19 protein-coding genes are annotated in these 16,645 nt (G+C 37.2%); 18 read left to right on the top strand and 1 reads right to left on the bottom strand.

Annotated elements, in window-relative coordinates; genetic code table 11:
• Positions 1 to 101: 101 nt before the first annotated feature.
• From NSQ59_RS11310 to NSQ59_RS11340, 7 genes are all read left to right on the top strand, one after another.
• Entirely contained in the window at positions 102 to 563 is a 462-nt protein-coding gene (locus NSQ59_RS11310) for a YpiF family protein (RefSeq protein WP_055739448.1), read from the top strand.
• Between the two features lie 228 nt (positions 564 to 791).
• Positions 792 to 1,301, top strand: a complete 510-nt coding sequence (locus NSQ59_RS11315) for a QcrA and Rieske domain-containing protein (RefSeq protein WP_055739449.1) — start codon at positions 792 to 794, stop codon at positions 1,299 to 1,301.
• A 14-nt stretch (positions 1,302 to 1,315) separates the two neighbouring features.
• Positions 1,316 to 1,990: a menaquinol-cytochrome c reductase cytochrome b subunit gene (gene qcrB / locus NSQ59_RS11320; protein WP_055739450.1), complete on the top strand. Its 675-nt coding sequence runs from the start codon at positions 1,316 to 1,318 to the stop codon at positions 1,988 to 1,990.
• Positions 1,991 to 2,041: 51 nt separating this feature from the next.
• Positions 2,042 to 2,815: a menaquinol-cytochrome c reductase cytochrome b/c subunit gene (locus NSQ59_RS11325; protein ID WP_055739451.1), complete on the top strand. Its 774-nt coding sequence runs from the start codon at positions 2,042 to 2,044 to the stop codon at positions 2,813 to 2,815.
• Between the two features lie 84 nt (positions 2,816 to 2,899).
• Complete coding sequence (locus NSQ59_RS11330; RefSeq protein ID WP_055739452.1) at positions 2,900 to 3,496, top strand: DUF1405 domain-containing protein; 597 nt, start codon at positions 2,900 to 2,902, stop codon at positions 3,494 to 3,496.
• Positions 3,497 to 3,571: 75 nt separating this feature from the next.
• Complete coding sequence (gene ypjB, locus NSQ59_RS11335; RefSeq protein WP_055739453.1) at positions 3,572 to 4,366, top strand: sporulation protein YpjB; 795 nt, start codon at positions 3,572 to 3,574, stop codon at positions 4,364 to 4,366.
• Between the two features lie 57 nt (positions 4,367 to 4,423).
• On the top strand, positions 4,424 to 5,107 hold the full coding sequence (locus NSQ59_RS11340; protein WP_055739454.1) for a zinc metallopeptidase: 684 nt from the start codon (positions 4,424 to 4,426) through the stop codon (positions 5,105 to 5,107).
• A gap of 199 nt (positions 5,108 to 5,306) precedes the next feature.
• Here NSQ59_RS11340 and NSQ59_RS11345 read toward each other — a convergent pair whose 3' ends face one another.
• Entirely contained in the window at positions 5,307 to 6,179 is an 873-nt protein-coding gene (locus NSQ59_RS11345) for a YitT family protein (RefSeq protein WP_055739455.1), read from the bottom strand.
• Positions 6,180 to 6,381: 202 nt separating this feature from the next.
• Between NSQ59_RS11345 and NSQ59_RS11350 the strand changes: the two genes are divergently transcribed.
• The 11 genes from NSQ59_RS11350 to panD all read left to right on the top strand — a co-directional run bounded on the left by NSQ59_RS11350 (position 6,382) and on the right by panD (position 16,461).
• Complete coding sequence (locus NSQ59_RS11350) at positions 6,382 to 6,690, top strand: nucleotide pyrophosphohydrolase (protein WP_083489433.1); 309 nt, start codon at positions 6,382 to 6,384, stop codon at positions 6,688 to 6,690.
• A gap of 40 nt (positions 6,691 to 6,730) precedes the next feature.
• Positions 6,731 to 7,531, top strand: a complete 801-nt coding sequence (gene dapB, locus NSQ59_RS11355; RefSeq protein WP_340831232.1) for a 4-hydroxy-tetrahydrodipicolinate reductase — start codon at positions 6,731 to 6,733, stop codon at positions 7,529 to 7,531.
• Positions 7,532 to 7,555: 24 nt separating this feature from the next.
• On the top strand, positions 7,556 to 7,963 hold the full coding sequence (gene mgsA / locus NSQ59_RS11360) for a methylglyoxal synthase (RefSeq protein ID WP_055739458.1): 408 nt from the start codon (positions 7,556 to 7,558) through the stop codon (positions 7,961 to 7,963).
• The gene (bshB1, locus tag NSQ59_RS11365; protein WP_055739459.1) at positions 7,960 to 8,679 is read left to right on the top strand and encodes a bacillithiol biosynthesis deacetylase BshB1; all 720 of its coding nucleotides are present in this window, start codon (positions 7,960 to 7,962) and stop codon (positions 8,677 to 8,679) included. Before mgsA ends, bshB1 begins: the two co-directional genes overlap by 4 nt.
• On the top strand, positions 8,664 to 9,827 hold the full coding sequence (gene bshA, locus NSQ59_RS11370) for an N-acetyl-alpha-D-glucosaminyl L-malate synthase BshA (RefSeq protein WP_055739460.1): 1,164 nt from the start codon (positions 8,664 to 8,666) through the stop codon (positions 9,825 to 9,827). The genes bshB1 and bshA overlap by 16 nt, the downstream gene beginning before the upstream one ends.
• A gap of 52 nt (positions 9,828 to 9,879) precedes the next feature.
• Positions 9,880 to 11,085: a CCA tRNA nucleotidyltransferase gene (locus NSQ59_RS11375; RefSeq protein ID WP_340831236.1), complete on the top strand. Its 1,206-nt coding sequence runs from the start codon at positions 9,880 to 9,882 to the stop codon at positions 11,083 to 11,085.
• The gene (locus NSQ59_RS11380) at positions 11,058 to 12,038 is read left to right on the top strand and encodes a biotin--[acetyl-CoA-carboxylase] ligase (protein WP_340831238.1); all 981 of its coding nucleotides are present in this window, start codon (positions 11,058 to 11,060) and stop codon (positions 12,036 to 12,038) included. The genes NSQ59_RS11375 and NSQ59_RS11380 overlap by 28 nt, the downstream gene beginning before the upstream one ends.
• A gap of 733 nt (positions 12,039 to 12,771) precedes the next feature.
• Positions 12,772 to 14,028, top strand: coding sequence for a group II intron reverse transcriptase/maturase (gene ltrA / locus NSQ59_RS11385; RefSeq protein ID WP_340828527.1), 1,257 nt, complete (start codon positions 12,772 to 12,774; stop codon positions 14,026 to 14,028).
• Between the two features lie 170 nt (positions 14,029 to 14,198).
• Entirely contained in the window at positions 14,199 to 15,032 is an 834-nt protein-coding gene (gene panB, locus NSQ59_RS11390) for a 3-methyl-2-oxobutanoate hydroxymethyltransferase (RefSeq protein WP_055739463.1), read from the top strand.
• A 3-nt stretch (positions 15,033 to 15,035) separates the two neighbouring features.
• Positions 15,036 to 15,884: a pantoate--beta-alanine ligase gene (gene panC, locus NSQ59_RS11395; RefSeq protein WP_340831241.1), complete on the top strand. Its 849-nt coding sequence runs from the start codon at positions 15,036 to 15,038 to the stop codon at positions 15,882 to 15,884.
• Between the two features lie 190 nt (positions 15,885 to 16,074).
• Positions 16,075 to 16,461 carry an aspartate 1-decarboxylase gene (gene panD, locus NSQ59_RS11400; protein ID WP_055739465.1) on the top strand — a complete coding sequence of 129 codons (387 nt, stop codon included), beginning with the start codon at positions 16,075 to 16,077 and terminating at the stop codon, positions 16,459 to 16,461.
• Positions 16,462 to 16,645 lie beyond the last annotated feature (184 nt).

Below are 16,645 nucleotides of genomic sequence, written 5' to 3' on the forward strand. Positions count from 1 at the left end.
TGTTTTGCAAGAGGATTTTTTATTTTATTTCAATACATTTAAATAAAAAATATTGCATGATATGATAGATTTGCAGGAAAACTATGTATAGGAGTGTTTATATGAATTGGAATGGAAAAGATGTAGAACTCTATTTAAAGGAAAAGCAATTTATCGATACTGCCATTGTACCACTTCTTCCAGTTTCATTCGGAGAAAATTTAAAACAATCAGCATCTCAAGGAGAGTTCATAACTTTATTAACACTCCATCTTGAAAGACAGTTTAGAGGAAGAATGCTCTTATTTCCACCATTAACGTATTTATCGGAATCAGAAAACATGAAAAAGCTAAACTTATTACAGGAATGGGAGGTTAAATTAAAGGAGAACGAATTTTCGCACGTGTTTTATATTACCTCTGATCCTTTTTGGAGGGATAGAAATGAGTCTTTCCCGGATAATGTGATATGGCTTCCATCAATACCTTTAGAAAGTATGGAGGAACAATTTAAACATTCCATTTTAGAGGACCAAGTAAAACAATTAATAAATATTATAGTGCAAAAATGGCAAAATATATAATGAAGCTTCTATTTGTGAAATAATAACTATTTTTTTCTCACTAATACGTAAAATAGGACAAAATTGGCATGGAAAAATTCGATTTTCCGTCACATTGTTGTCATCTTTTGCTAATGGAAGTTATTGACCTTCTATTATGTTTGATATATCATGGTTATGTCCTAGATTGTATTTGTGCGATAATTATGTCCATTGGACTTACCTTACTGCTAGAGGGGGGAAAAAGGGATGAGCAAGAATCCTGTATCAAGACGTCAGTTTCTTAGCTATACACTTACTGGTGTAGGTGGTTTTATGGCTGCTGGAATTTTGATGCCGATGGTGCGATTTGCAGTAGATCCAGTGCTAAAAACTGAAGCTGGTGGCGATTATCATGCTACGAAGCTAAAAGTAAGCGATTTAACGGATCAGCCACAAAAGATTGACTTTACATACGAACAAGTTGATGCTTGGTATAAGTCAAATGTTACTCAAACTGCTTGGGTATATAAAGACAGCAAGGGAGATATTGTTGCTTTATCACCTATTTGTAAGCATTTAGGCTGTACTGTAAACTGGAATGCAAATAAAGATCATCCAAATCAATTCTATTGTCCTTGTCATGGTGGTCGTTATGAGAAAAATGGTAAAAACGTACCAGGCACACCACCTGCCAAACCGTTGGATACATATCCAACAAAAGTAAAAGACGGTTATCTATATTTAGGTAAACCAGAAGCAAATGTTTTCGTTAAATAAAGGAGGCGTAATTCGTGCTTAATAAACTATATGATTGGGTTGACGAGCGATTAGATATTACGCCTTTGTGGCGGGATATTGCTGATCATGAAGTACCAGAACATGTAAACCCTGCACATCATTTTAGCGCATTTGTTTATTGTTTTGGAGGATTAACATTTTTTGTTACAGTCATCCAAATATTATCTGGTATGTTTTTAACAATGTACTATGTACCAGATATTAAAAACGCTTGGGAATCGGTATATTATCTTCAAAATGAAGTTGCTTTCGGACAAATTGTTCGTGGTATGCATCATTGGGGCGCAAGTCTAGTAATTGTAATGATTTTCTTACATACGTTACGTGTATTCTTCCAAGGAGCATACAAAAAACCGCGTGAACTTAACTGGATCGTCGGAGTACTTATATTCTTTGTTATGATGGGTCTTGGATTTACAGGTTACTTACTGCCTTGGGATATGAAAGCGTTATTCGCAACGAAGGTAGGTCTTCAAATTGCGGATTCTGTTCCTTTAATTGGACCTTATGCAAAAATTTTATTATCTGGTCACCCTGATATCGTAGGTGCACAAACATTAACTCGTTTCTTTGCCATTCACGTATTTTTCTTGCCTGGAGTGTTAATGGCTTTAATGGCAGCACACTTCTTAATGATTCGTAAACAAGGTATTTCAGGACCGTTGTAAATTTTCGCGTAATTAAAAACTGACAGATATTTAACAAAGGAGGGGGACTAAATGCATCGTGGAAAAGGGATGAAGTTTGTTGGCGACTCCCGTGTTGCTGCTCCGTCTCACCGCAAGCGAATGATTCCGAAAGATTATTCGGAATATCCTGGAAAAACGGAAGCCTTTTGGCCAAACTTTCTTTTAAAGGAATGGTTGGTTGGTGCCGTTTTCTTAATCGGGTTTTTATGTCTTACTGTAGCACATCCATCACCGCTTGAACGTATTGCGGATCCAACAGATACAGGTTATATACCTTTACCTGACTGGTATTTCTTATTCCTTTATCAATTACTTAAATATTCATATGCATCTGGCCCATATAGCATTATCGGTATTATTGCAATTCCTGGATTGGCATTCGGAGGTTTATTATTAGCTCCGTTTATTGATCGCGGACCAGAACGCCGACCAATGAAAAGACCATTTGCAACTGGTTTTATGTTGCTTGCTCTTGCTTCTGTCATTTATCTTACTTGGGAAGCTGCAGCTCATGAAGACTGGAAAAAAGTTCATGATCAAGGTAAGATTGTTGCTCAAGTGGAAATTGATAAGAATTCTGAAGGATATAAAATCTTTTCTAAACAAACATGTATTACTTGCCACGGAGATAAACTACAAGGCGGGGCTGCTGCACCTTCTCTAATTGATACTGGTAAGAGTCCAGCAGAAATTGAAAAAATTGCTCAGCATGGTATGGGCAAAATGCCGCCAAATCAGTTTAAAGGCTCTCCTGATGAGTTGAAAAAACTAGCGGAATTCATCGCAGGTCTTAAATCTAAATAAGTGAAATAAAAGCTGGCTAAGTGCCAGCTTTTATTTCACTTGTAAATATTTGAATTATTAAAAAGTTATATCGAGGTGCTCTTTTTGCGATTATTATTCCCTTTTTTAGCAGATCGGAGAATTTTATGGATTTTATTAATTATTAATATAGTAGGAACTATTTATGGATTCTATTGGTACAAAGGTCAACTAAGTATGACCCCAACGCAGTTTCTGCCCTTTGTTCCAGATAGCCCAACTGCAAGCTTATTTTTTGTATTCGTATTAATAGCTTTAATATTTGGTAAGAACTGGCCTTTATTTGAAGCGCTTGCAATCGTTACTTTATTTAAATATGGCATTTGGGCGGTTGTCATGAATATCCTTACGAAGATGGTAACTGGTTATTTACCTTGGGAAGGGTATATGCTGATTATTTCACATGGTGCAATGGCTATTGAGGGATTATTATATGCACCTTTCTATAGGATAAAATTACGTCATTTATTTATTGCAGCAGTTTGGACTTTACATAATGATATTATTGACTATGTGTTTATGCAATTTCCGCAATACCAAGATTTATATATATATGTCCGTGAGATAGGTTATTTCACATTTTGGTTAAGTATTTTATCATTAGCAATTACTTACTATCTATGCATAAGAAAAGATCGTCTGGAATTATCCATTAAACCTTAAGCAGTCTTTTGCTTTTTGGTCTACTCTTGTCCCATCTCTCATAAATATAGTAATAGTTTGGAGGGGGGACAAGAAATGAAACTTAAAACGATATTCCTTCTATTATCTATCATCCTTTTATCTATCCATCATGCAAAAGCAACTGCACCATTATCTATGCCTTTAAAGCAAATGGATGATGCGGCGGATGAAATATTGCAAGTAACAAAAATGAATCATTATAACGAGGCAAAACTACTGCTACAATCATTTTCGAAACAATTATCCAGATTTACCAAAAAGGAGAATTTGTTTTCCTTGGATGAAGTCCGAGTATTAAGTCTTGCCCAAAACAGGGCATTAAAAACGATTTCAAGCAGTAATGCCCTTCCGGTAGAAAAACTGAATGACGTGATTGCTTTTCGTCTTGTGGTGGATGCATTAAATTCTAAATATCAGCCATTATGGACGAATATGAAAGAGCCGATTCTTTCTGCATTTAATAGCGTTAAAGATGCAGCAAAAAACGGAGAATTTGATCAATTCCAAGCAAATTTAAACACATTTCTAACTGAGTTTTCCATTATTGAACCTAGTTTGGCTGTAGATCTTCCTAATCATCAGCTGGAAAAACTAAATGCAAAAATTACTTTTATGGATAAATATCGAGGAAGTATGGTGCAAAATCCTTCACAGCAAGAGCAGATGGAAGCACTTGGGAATGATTTGCAGCAGGTTTTTGATGATATGTCCAGGGATGAAATAGATCCACAGTTGTGGTGGGTAATTATTACAACAGGATCGATTATTATTTTCACGCTTTCTTACGTAGGCTGGAGAAAATATATAGGGCAAAAAGAAGATAGAAAACGTACTGAGCATAATGATTGACCTTTATTGTAAAATTGACTAGAATGATTAGTAATATAAAGATAATGGAGGTTGAAAATGGGGTTGTTTTTCATTTACTTCATCATTATTGCTTTAATACCAATTTGGGCACAACTAAGAGTGAAAAGTACGATGGGAAAATACTCCAAAGTTGAGTCAACTGCAGGTATGACCGGTGCACAAGTAGCAAGGAAAATTCTTGATGAAAATGGATTATATCACGTAAAAGTACTGGAACATCAAGGTTTTTTAAGTGATCATTATAATCCAATGTCTAAAACAGTAAATTTATCATCAGAAAACTATCATGGCCACTCTGTTGCAGGTGCTGCCGTCGCGGCACACGAAGTGGGGCATGCCATACAAGATAAAGAAAATTATGCAGCATTAAGGTTTCGCCATTCATTAGTTCCAATTGCAAATATCGGATCAAATGCTTCATGGATATTTTTAATGATTGGATTATTCTCCCATATCCCCAATATGTTATTGATAGGAATCATATTAATGGGGGCCGGAGTTTTGTTTCAGCTTGTAACATTACCTGTTGAATTTAATGCTTCATCAAGAGCGATGAATCAAGTGGTTGGATTGGGAATTATTAATAATCGCGAGGAACGGCAAGCAAGGAAAGTTTTAAATGCCGCTGCATTAACATATGTAGCTGCCGCTGCAGTAGCTGTTATTGAATTGCTGCGTATGGTGCTAATTTTTACAAATATGAATCGAAACGACGATTAACAAAACGGACTACACTAGTAGTCCGTTTTGTTTTAAAAAGATGAAAGTATAAGTTTTGTCTCCATCTAGTACTAGCAGCCTATCGGCTAACAGATTTCTGCGTCTAAGACATGACTTGCCCCACGTCTATGACTAGGTAGTGAAATTGGTACTTCCTATTCACTCATCCGTACGGTAGAACTGCATCACTTACGCTTATTTAATTTTCAATGGGTTCTTTATTCTCATCTAAGGTAAAACCTTCTCCCAATACATCATGTACAACGGTTACCGATACAAAGGCATGCGGATCGATAGAATTTATAATTCCTTTTAATGCGGCAATTTCATTTTTTCCGACTACACAGTATAGTACTTCTTTATCAGCCTTAGTATAAGAGCCGTGACCTTTTAGCACTGTCACACCTCTTTCCATTTCTTTTAAAATTTTATCCGCTATTTCATTATGCTTTTCGGAGATTATTAAAGTTCCTCTAGCTGTATATGCTCCCTCTTGCATGAAGTCAATCACTCTTGCACCTACGAAGACGGCAACAAGCGTATACATTGCATGACGATAATCCAAATAGGTAAGGAGTGAAAGAGTAATCACACATGCATCGAAAATAAACATTGTTCTACCCATTGCCCAGCCCTTATATTTAAAAAATAATCTTGCAATAATATCAACCCCACCAGAGGTTCCCCCATAACGGAATATAATACCTAATCCAACTCCGATAAATGCCCCAGCAAAGAGGGAAGCAAGAAATAAATCATCAGTTAGAGGAAAACTTATATGATCCCGCTGAAAAATCCATAGGAACACAGAAGTACCAACCGTACCGATGATAGTGTATAAGAAAGACTTCTTTCCGAGCATTCTCCACCCGATAATAAAAACAGGGATATTTAGAGCTAAATTCGTATAGGATGGATTTATCCCTAGTTTGGCAAGTAATATTAAAGTAATACCCGTAAAACCGCCTTCTGCCAAATGGTTTTCTATATTAAAATGAACGATACCAAAACCAAAGATGGCGGATCCTAATAATATAAACAGGATATTTTTTATTTTTAAATCAAAAATCATGCAGCAGTTCCTCCTGAATATGTAAACATAAGCTTGGCGTCCTTATTATATATAATGGAAAGAAAACTATCAAATAGATTATGAAATTGATTTAAAACATTTGTAAATAAAAAGATAATTGGCTAACATGGAAGGTGGAAAAGGTTATGATTAGAGGCAGAATATTTGATTGGGGTGCAATATCTTGAATGATCATAAAACAATGAAAGAAATGCAATCTGAAGTTGATCAATATATTAGTCAATTTAAAGAAGGATATTTTAGTCCGCTAGCCATGCTTGCAAGGTTGACTGAAGAATTAGGTGAACTTGCAAGGGAAGTGAATCATTATTATGGCGAGAAACCAAAGAAAGTAACGGAAAAAGAAAATACTGTAGAGGAAGAACTAGGAGACCTGCAGTTTGTTATAATGTGTCTGGCGAATTCCTTACATATTGATTTAGAAGAAGCCCATAATCGTGTTATGCATAAATTTAATACTAGAGATAAAGACCGTTGGACAAAGAAATAAACGTCATTTTACATATAAAAAATAGAAAAGAGAGATTAAGATGAAAAAAGTAAAAATTATTGTTGCTGGCCCAAGAGGACGCATGGGTCAAGAAGCGGTGAAAATGGTTCAAGAAACTGAGGAATTTGAATTGGTAAGTGTTCTCGATCATAAAAATGACGGAATGCTGCTTTCTGAAATTGATGGATTTTCCAACATTAATGTACCGATTTATACAAATATTGAAGAATGCTTACAAAAAAGCAATGCAGATGTTCTCGTTGATTTAACTATTCCAGAATCAGGCTATATACATACTAAAACAGCTATTCTTTACGGAGTTCGACCTGTTGTCGGTACAACGGGATTTACAAAGGAACAATTAGAGGAACTGACTGTTTTGGCAGCTGAGAAGGAAATCGGTTGTATTATCGCTCCAAATTTTGCAATTGGAGCAGTTCTTATGATGAAGTTTTCTCAAATGGCATCAAAATTCTTTCCCGATGTGGAAATTATTGAACTTCATCATGATCAAAAATTGGATGCACCTTCCGGAACAGCTGTAAAAACAGCTCAAATGATATCGGAGTACAGACAAAAGAAAGAGCAGGGACATCCAAACGAAAAGGAAACCATGAGTGGAGCACGGGGAGCAAATATGGACGGAATGCATATTCATAGTGTTAGGCTGCCGGGGTTAATTGCCCATCAACAGGTATTATTCGGTGCAGACGGTCAAACATTAACAATTCGCCATGACTCCTATAACCGTGCATCCTTTATGTCAGGTGTAAAGGTTTCTATTGAGACAGTATTGAACCTTTCCACACTCGTCTACGGTCTTGAAAATATATTAGATTAACTTCAAATGAAGGGGATGGAAAAGATGGAGATTGCTTTAATTGCCCATGATAAAAAGAAAGATGATATGGTTCGATTTGTAACAGCATATAAGCATATTTTTCAGGAGCATCACTTATTTGCAACTGGAACAACTGGAAAAAGAATTACGGAAGCGACAGGGATGAGTGTGCACCGTTTCCAGTCCGGTCCATACGGAGGAGATCAAGAAATTGGTGCATTAATAGCAAAAAATCTTCTCGATTTAGTAATATTTTTTCGGGATCCATTAACTGCCCAACCACATGAACCGGATGTATCTGCTTTAATGAGATTATGTGATGTATACTCTGTACCTTTAGCTACTAATATGGGAACAGCTGAGGTGTTAATCAGAGGCTTGGAAAAAGGTGATATAAGTTGGAGATCGATTATTAGAGGTGAAATTCAATGAGTTACAACATAGATATATTAGCATTTGGCGCCCATGCTGATGACGTTGAAATTGGTATGGGCGGATCCATTGCGAAATGGGTCCACGAAGGAAAAAAAGTAGTTATTTGCGATTTAACCAAAGCGGAACTGTCCTCGAATGGAACGGTTGAAATGAGGCAAGTGGAAGCAAAAAATGCTGCAGAAAAACTAGGTGTTAAAGAACGCCTTACTTTAAGTATACCTGATCGTGGGCTATACAAAAATGAGGATAATATCTTGAAAATTGTTGAGATTATTCGCGAGTTTAAACCGGCTATAGTATTTGCACCATACTATGAGGATCGTCATCCGGACCATGCAAATTGTTCTTATTTAGTGGAAGAGGCTTTTTTTTCTGCAGGCATACGCAAGATTAAAACACAGGGTGCCACTGCTGTACATAAGCCGAAAAGCCTTTACCACTATATGATCAATGGTTTCCATCGTCCGGACTTTGCTGTGGATATCACTGATTATATGGAAAAAAAGATTGAAAGCCTCTATGCCTATAAAAGTCAGTTTGTAGAAACAGAAGATGGGGTTAAAACACCGCTTACTGATGGATATATAGAAACGGTTCAGGCGCGTGAACGGATGTTTGGCAAGGAAGTTGGCACTACATATGCAGAAGGCTTTAAAACAAAGAAACCAATTTTACTTAATTTGGATGTGAATTCAACATGGGAAATAAATTAAAGATTGGCATCACTTGCTATCCAAGTGTTGGCGGATCTGGTGTCATAGCGACTGAATTAGGAAAACTTCTTGCAGAACGAGGACATGAAATTCATTTTATCACATCTAGTATCCCATTTAGATTAAATAAAATGTATCATAATATTTATTATCATCAAGTAGAAGTAAATCAATATGCGGTATTCCAATATCCTCCATACGATATTGCGTTGGCAAGTAAAATGGCAGAGGTCGTGAAACGGGAAAATTTACAGATTCTTCATGTTCATTATGCAATTCCACATGCTATTTGCGCCATACTTGCTAAACAAATGGCCGGAACGGATGTAAAAATAGTTACGACTCTCCACGGAACAGATATAACGGTTTTAGGATATGATCCTTCTTTAACAGATGCCATTCGATTTGGTATTGAGAAATCAGATTATGTAACCGCAGTTTCAAAAGCACTTGTCGGGCAAACCAATGAACTCATTCAACCACAAAAGGAAATTCAGACCGTTTACAATTTTATTGACGAGCGGGTATATAAAAAGGTAAATTCCAATCATTTACGCGAAGAATATGGTATATTACCGAACGAAAAGGTTATTATTCACGTATCGAACTTTCGTGCTGTCAAACGAGTACAGGATGTAGTAAAGGCATTTGCTAAAATAAGTAAATCAATACCTGCTAAGTTATTATTGGTTGGAGATGGACCAGAAATGACCGTTGTATGCAGATTAGTTAATGAATTAAACCTCTCGAACCGTGTGTTATTGTTAGGAAGACAAGACAATCTAGAGGAATTATATTCAATAAGTGATTTAAAATTATTGCTCTCATCGAAGGAAAGCTTTGGTTTAGTTGCTCTTGAAGCCATGGCTTGCGGTGTCCCTTGTATAGGAACCAATATTGGAGGAATTCCTGAAGTAATCAAGGATGGCAAGAATGGGTATATTTGTGAGGTTGGTGATATTGAAGCCATCGCTGAAAAAGCACTGTATTTATTAACAGATCCGGTTCTACATGAAGAATTTTCTCGCAATGCTGTTGCCAGCGTAAAAGAAGATTTTATGTCACGAAATATCGTGGGTGAGTACGAAGAAATTTATTATCGATTATTGCCTGGCTCTTTTCTTAAATCATCGCTGGCTTTAGAATAAAAAAATTTTGATATTTAGTTATTAATATTTGAAAAGGGAAAAAGGTGGTTAAATGCAAGAACCATTCCTACAGGCGATACCGATATTGGAAAAAATAGAATCTTATGGCTATGAAGCATATTTTGTTGGTGGGTCGATACGAGATCTTTTATTAAATCGCACCATATCGGATGTTGATATTGCCACATCTGCCACTCCAGAGGAAATCAAAAAGATATTTGACCGAACAGTTGATGTTGGTATCGAACATGGCACTGTATTAGTATTACATAAAGATAAAAGATATGAAGTGACAACTTTTCGAGCGGAATCGCAGTACAAGGATTACAGGCACCCGGATAAAGTGGAGTTCATCAGATCACTGCAAATGGATTTAGAAAGACGAGATTTTACGATGAATGCCATCGCTATGGATCAGTTCGGCAATCTAAAGGATCCATTTGATGGTAAGACTGATATCAATAGAAAAATCATCCGTACAGTAGGTGCAGCAGAATGCCGCTTTCATGAAGACGCATTAAGAATGATGAGAGCGGTTCGATTTGTAAGTCAACTTGAATTCTCGATTGATAAGGATACACGTAATGCTCTGTTTCAACATGCCAATTTGTTACATTTTATTGCCGTAGAAAGAATTACAAACGAATTTATTAAGTTGTTGAAAGGCACGGCAAAAACAGCGGCAATTTCCATTTTATTAGAGTCTGCCTTGGTCAATTTTATGCCGAATCCCTATGATACTAAATATTCATTAACCAAATGTATCCATTATCAAATAGATATATTATCAGAGGACCAAATGTGGTTAATAATATTATACTTTCAGAATGGTGACCCTGCTGAGTATTTAAAAAAATGGCGGCTTCCTAATCAAAAAGTAAAATATTTAACGACTTGTCTTCGATCATTAAAAGTCAGAGAAAACAGGGAATGGTCTGAGCTGACTTTATATCCGTTAAAATTGCAAATGGCGATTGATATCGAAATGGTTTATCGAACCTTACAAAAACAGAGCGTGGATAACGTTGATGATGAGATTTCCAATAAATATGAGAGATTAGTTATTAAAAGCAGAGAGGAATTGCAAGTGGGTGGCAATGATTTAATCGGTTGGTTTAATCGTCCCGCTGGCCCTTGGATTAAAGAGGCATTAAACATTATAGAAGAAGCAGTGTTGTTGAAAAAAATTAAAAATAGTAAGGATGCTATTAAGGGGTGGATATTAAATAAATGCAATCACCAACAAGAACAAAACTGATTGAAGCGTTTTCTCATGCAAATGGAGAGTTTTTATCAGGACAAGCTTTAGCAAATATTTTAGGTTGTTCCAGAACCGCAATTTGGAAACATATAGAGGAATTGCGGAAGGAAGGATTTGAATTAGAGGCAATTCGCAATAAGGGGTACAGAATAATAAGTACTCCTAAAAATATGACAGAAAATGAATTACGCTTAGGACTAAAAACAACCATTTTCGGCAAAACCATTCAATATTTAGAATCAACCGATTCCACTCAAAAAGTCGCCCATCAATTGGCGCAAGAAGGTTGCCCGGACGGGACACTAGTGATTGCGGAAGAGCAAACAAACGGACGTGGAAGGTTAGCACGCAATTGGCATTCTCCTAAATACACTGGAATTTGGATGAGCCTTGTTTTACGGCCAAAGCTACCTCCAGCAAAGGCTCCGCAATTTACATTAATTGCGGCGGTTGCTGTTGCAAGAGCGATTGAAGATATTTGTGAAATTAGTCCGGATATCAAATGGCCAAACGATCTTTTATTAAACGGCAAAAAAATCACAGGTATTTTAACAGAATTACAAGCCGATTCCGATAAAATTAATGCCATTATTATGGGAATAGGGATGAACGTAAACCAAAAGGAACAGGATTTTCCTAAGGAACTACATAATATTGCAACCTCTCTAGCAATTGAAACGGGGAAGGAAATCTCCCGTTCAGAGCTTGTTAAACGGATTTTGGAAAATCTTGAAAAATATTATTTGCTCTATTTGGAGAAAGGGTTTGCACCATTGAAGCTCCTTTGGGAAAGCTATGCTGTTTCCTTAGGAAAGGATATTATTGCAAGAACCATCTCCGGAAATATTTCGGGTAAGGCTCTTGGGATTACGGAAGAGGGGGTCCTAAAAATTGAGGACCAAAATGGACAAATCCATAAAATATATTCCGCTGATATAGAAATGAAATAAATAGTCATTTTCACGCAAATTTGCTATACTTTGAATGGGTAGTATCCTTAGGAACTGCACCTTATATTATCATAGTATAATTTAATATTGTTCTGCCTTGATCCGATACGGACGGGGACAGAGGGTCGAAACTATCTTAAAAACTACAGGAGTCCTTCTGCCTTGCGAAGGACTCTTTTTTGGTGCGCCCAGCATGGGTGCAGTCTATAGGGTGAAAGTCCCGAACTGTGAAGGCAGAAGTAGCAGTAGCTAAACGCAAGGGTGTCTGTGGTGACGCAGAATCTGAAGGAAGCGGGCGGCAAATCTCCGGTCTGAGGGACACGAACTTCATATAAGGCTAGGTATCATTGGATGAGTTTGCCAAACAAAACGAAGTCCTTTCTGCCAAAGATGATACAGAGTAAATGAAGCAGATAGATGGGGAGAAAGACTGTACTCTTACCTGGGGAGGTCTGGCTGAAATGCCGAGCACACTCGGTAACTTACTTTGTGAAGGGTAATTGAACAGCCAGAAGTCAGCAGAGGTCATAGTACCTGACTAGCTTAAGATGGTTAGGGAAGGACTGAACATTTAAGGAGAATATACACTAGGCGTTCATTGTTTATGATGATACAGACAATCCAATTGGACTTACTTAAAGGAGGAAGTGGTGAATTCCACAGGGGACTTTAAGAGGGTGGAATAAACAATGGCACAAATAGCACGTATATTCACGTGAAAGGATGTATCGAAATGATGGAACGAATACTGTCACGGGACAATCTACTTTCGGCATTGAAACGTGTCGAAAAGAATAAGGGTAGCCATGGAGTAGATGAAATGCCTGTAAAATCCCTACGAGCGCATATTCTACAAAATTGGCAAGAAATCCGAAATTCAATAAAGGACGGAACCTATGAGCCTATGCCAGTCAGACGAGTCGAAATCCCGAAACCAAATGGCGGCGTTCGTTTATTAGGTATTCCTACCGTGACAGACCGTTTTGTCCAACAAGCGATTGCCCAAATATTAACCCCAATCTATGACCCAACCTTTTCCGAACATAGCTATGGGTTTAGACCCAGAAGAAGGGCACATGATGCCGTTAGGGAAGCAAGGCAATATATAGAAGAGGGCTACAGATGGGTAATAGATATGGACTTAGAAAAGTTCTTCGACAAGGTAAATCACGATATGCTTATGGGACTCCTAGCAAAAAGAGTCAAGGATAAGACGATTCTAAAGTTAATTAGAAAATACTTAGAGTCGGGGATTATGATAAACGGTGTGGAAACTATCAGCGAAGAAGGTGTTCCTCAGGGTGGACCATTAAGTCCACTACTTTCCAATATCATGTTAGATGAATTAGATAAGGAACTAGAGGAAAGAGGACACAAATTTGTCCGCTACGCAGATGATTGTAATATTTACGTAAAAACCAAGAAGGCAGGTTTACGTGTCAAGAGTTCTATCACTACTTTCATTGAAAAGAAGCTTAAACTAAAAGTAAATGAAGAGAAAAGTGCGGTGGACAGACCGTGGAAACGAAAGTTTCTTGGATTCAGCTTCACATCAAACCGTAATCCAAAAATCCGTATCGCAAAAGAAAGTATAAAGAGAGCTAAAAGTAGAATAAAAGAACTAACATCAAGGTCAAAACCCATTCCATTGGAATTGCGTATTGAGAAACTAAATGAATACCTTGTTGGTTGGTGCGGATATTTTGCGCTGGCAGACACGCCAACTCCCTTTAAACAACTGGATGAACATATTCGAAGAAGACTCCGAATGTGCCTTTGGAAACAATGGAAACTACCCAAAACAAAAATTAAAAGGCTCATATCCCTTGGCGTTCCAAGAGAGAAGGCCCATGAATGGGGAAATTCTCGTAAGAAATATTGGCGCATTTCGAATAGTCCTATCTTACACACAACACTAAATCTAAAGTTTTGGAGAAATCAAAAGCTTAAAAGTCTGTTAGATAGATACAACCATTTGCGTCATACTTAAGTGAACCGCCGTATACCGAACGGTACGTACGGTGGTGTGAGAGGTCGGGGGTTAGTCACCCCCTCCTACTCGATTTAAATCATGAATGATTGGAATATGTTTCACCTTCTTCCCGGAGAAAATGGCAGGTATAAGGAATACGACCTGACCAATACGAAAGGGGAATTTGAATGAAACAAACAACCGATTTCTTGAAAATGAAAGAAACAGGGGAAAAAATTTCGATGTTGACTGCTTATGATTTTCCGAGTGCAAAGCTGGCAGAAGAAGCAGGCATCGATATGATTCTGGTAGGAGATTCTTTAGGAATGGTGGTACTTGGATATGATTCAACCATTCCAGTCACTGTAGACGACATGGTCCATCATACAAAGGCGGTAAAACGCGGTGCAAAAAATACCTTTGTCGTAACAGATATGCCTTTTATGAGTTATCATTTGAGCCGTGAAGATACTTTGAGAACCGCTGCTCGCATTATCCAAGAAGGCGGGGCACATGCTGTCAAGGTGGAAGGCAGCGGAGAGGTTATATCCATGATACGCTCGCTTACCAATTCTGGTATTCCAGTCATGGCACATTTGGGCTTGACCCCGCAAATGGTAGGGATTTTTGGTGGCTATAAGGTGCAAGGAAAAACAGCTGAAGCGGCAAATCAGTTAATTTTGGATGCGAAAATGTGTGAGGAAGCTGGTGCTTTTGCGGTTGTCTTGGAATGTGTTCCGAAGCAAATCGCGGAACAAGTAACAGCACAATTAAATATCCCCACTATCGGGATTGGGGCAGGGGTTTCTACAGACGGTCAAGTTTTAGTTTTTCATGATTTATTGTCATATGGGATAAACAGGGTTCCTAAATTTGTAAAGAAATATGGGGATGTAAACAGTGTTGCTTTAGAAAGCATTGGCCAATATATCCTTGATGTCAAAAATGGGTCTTTTCCAGAGGAGAGCCATAGTTATTCCATGAAAAATGAAGAACTGATTCACATTTACGGAGGAAAATAAATCATGAGAGTAATAACATCACGACAAGAAATTCAAATGATTTCTTTAAAGCATAAAAATGAGGGTAAATCAATTGGCTTTGTTCCAACAATGGGTTATCTACATGAAGGGCATCTAACTCTAGCAAAAAACGCCCGTGAAAACAATGACATTGTTATTATGAGCATTTTTGTAAATCCACTTCAGTTTGGACCAAATGAAGATTTTGAAACATACCCAAGGGATCTTAAACAGGATGAACAATTAGCTAACAACGTCGGGATTGACTATTTATTTGTTCCATCTGTGGAAGAGATATATCCAAATTCTCCTGCTATTCAGATGACCGTTCAAAATCGTGTAAACGTTCTATGCGGAAAGAAACGAGAAGGTCATTTCGATGGTGTGGTTACGGTCTTAACGAAGCTATTTCATCTTGTTATGCCAAACCGAGTATATTTCGGATTAAAGGATGCTCAACAGGTATCAGTCGTAGACAGCCTAATCGAGGACTTTTTCTTTCCAATTGAACTAGTGGCAGTGGATACAGTTCGTGAAGAAGATGGACTTGCAAAAAGCTCCAGAAATGTTTATTTAAATGACCAGGAAAGAATGGAAGCTGTAGAACTACAAAAAAGTTTACAGGTTGCAAAAGTATCGATACAAAATGGTGAGAGGAATATGGATAAGATTATTTCTTTAATCGAAAATCATTTGCAGTCGACTACTAGTGGTGCAATTGATTATATTGAAATGTATCAATATCCATCTTTAAAACCTTTAATTGAAATAAAAGGAAAAATAATTATTGCGCTTGCAGTTCAATTTTCAAAAGCAAGACTCATTGATAATATAATCATGGAGATTGCGTGACCGAAGTCTCTTTTTTAACTTTATTGCTTTTCAGTGACTAAAAGTTAGGTAACAATCTTCATTGGGTTATAAATGAATAAACTTAAAAATGATGCCCTAACACCAAGCTGCTTAAGATTTTTAACAAATGACGAAAAGCAACCATCCATGCAGAAACAACCTAACAAAGAGTGAATGAGGAGGATACATCATGTTTCGCACAATGATGAATGGAAAAATACACCGAGCAACTGTAACAGAAGCAAACCTAAATTATGTAGGGAGTATAACGATTGATCAGGATATATTAGATGCAGTTGGAATGGTTGAAAATGAAAAAGTGCAAATTGTCAATAATAATAATGGCGCACGATTAGAAACCTATATAATAGCTGGAAAACGGGGAAGCGGAGTAATTTGTTTAAATGGTGCCGCAGCAAGATTAGTTCAGGTAGGGGACATTGTCATTATCATTTCCTATGTGATGATCCGTGATGAGGAAATGCCTTTTCATCAACCTAAAATCGCGATAATGGATCAACATAATCGTGTAAAAGAAATGATTTCACATGAACCGGAAGCTACTGTAATGATATAACTTATAAAAACCGTATCTATTTGGATGCGGTTTTTTACATGCTATTAATGTATTGCAATATAAAATTATGCTACACTATTAGAAAATGGAGACACCGCAGCACTGACATACGGGCTATTGAAGTTGATGTGCCAATTTTACGTTGGCTTTACTGATATAAAATAAACACAGTCAGGTAGTTGGA

Origin of the sequence: Margalitia sp. FSL K6-0131, assembly GCF_038008735.1 — a bacterium.
GTDB lineage: Bacteria > Bacillota > Bacilli > Bacillales > Bacillaceae_C > Margalitia > Margalitia shackletonii.

Bases quoted from the DNA above. Each gene is read 5' to 3' on its own strand.
- NSQ59_RS11345 (WP_055739455.1), bottom strand. From the start codon at position 6,179: ATGATTTTTGATTTAAAAATAAAAAATATCCTGTTTATATTATTAGGA.
- NSQ59_RS11310 (WP_055739448.1), top strand. From the start codon at position 102: ATGAATTGGAATGGAAAAGATGTAGAACTCTATTTAAAGGAAAAGCAA.
- panB (WP_055739463.1), top strand. From the start codon at position 14,199: ATGAAACAAACAACCGATTTCTTGAAAATGAAAGAAACAGGGGAAAAA.
- ypjB (WP_055739453.1), top strand. From the start codon at position 3,572: ATGAAACTTAAAACGATATTCCTTCTATTATCTATCATCCTTTTATCT.
- NSQ59_RS11315 (WP_055739449.1), top strand. From the start codon at position 792: ATGAGCAAGAATCCTGTATCAAGACGTCAGTTTCTTAGCTATACACTT.
- bshA (WP_055739460.1), top strand. From the start codon at position 8,664: ATGGGAAATAAATTAAAGATTGGCATCACTTGCTATCCAAGTGTTGGC.
- ltrA (WP_340828527.1), top strand. From the start codon at position 12,772: ATGATGGAACGAATACTGTCACGGGACAATCTACTTTCGGCATTGAAA.
- panD (WP_055739465.1), top strand. From the start codon at position 16,075: ATGTTTCGCACAATGATGAATGGAAAAATACACCGAGCAACTGTAACA.
- NSQ59_RS11375 (WP_340831236.1), top strand. From the start codon at position 9,880: ATGCAAGAACCATTCCTACAGGCGATACCGATATTGGAAAAAATAGAA.
- NSQ59_RS11350 (WP_083489433.1), top strand. From the start codon at position 6,382: ATGAAAGAAATGCAATCTGAAGTTGATCAATATATTAGTCAATTTAAA.
- dapB (WP_340831232.1), top strand. From the start codon at position 6,731: ATGAAAAAAGTAAAAATTATTGTTGCTGGCCCAAGAGGACGCATGGGT.
- NSQ59_RS11325 (WP_055739451.1), top strand. From the start codon at position 2,042: ATGCATCGTGGAAAAGGGATGAAGTTTGTTGGCGACTCCCGTGTTGCT.
- NSQ59_RS11380 (WP_340831238.1), top strand. From the start codon at position 11,058: ATGCAATCACCAACAAGAACAAAACTGATTGAAGCGTTTTCTCATGCA.
- mgsA (WP_055739458.1), top strand. From the start codon at position 7,556: ATGGAGATTGCTTTAATTGCCCATGATAAAAAGAAAGATGATATGGTT.
- bshB1 (WP_055739459.1), top strand. From the start codon at position 7,960: ATGAGTTACAACATAGATATATTAGCATTTGGCGCCCATGCTGATGAC.
- NSQ59_RS11340 (WP_055739454.1), top strand. From the start codon at position 4,424: ATGGGGTTGTTTTTCATTTACTTCATCATTATTGCTTTAATACCAATT.
- panC (WP_340831241.1), top strand. From the start codon at position 15,036: ATGAGAGTAATAACATCACGACAAGAAATTCAAATGATTTCTTTAAAG.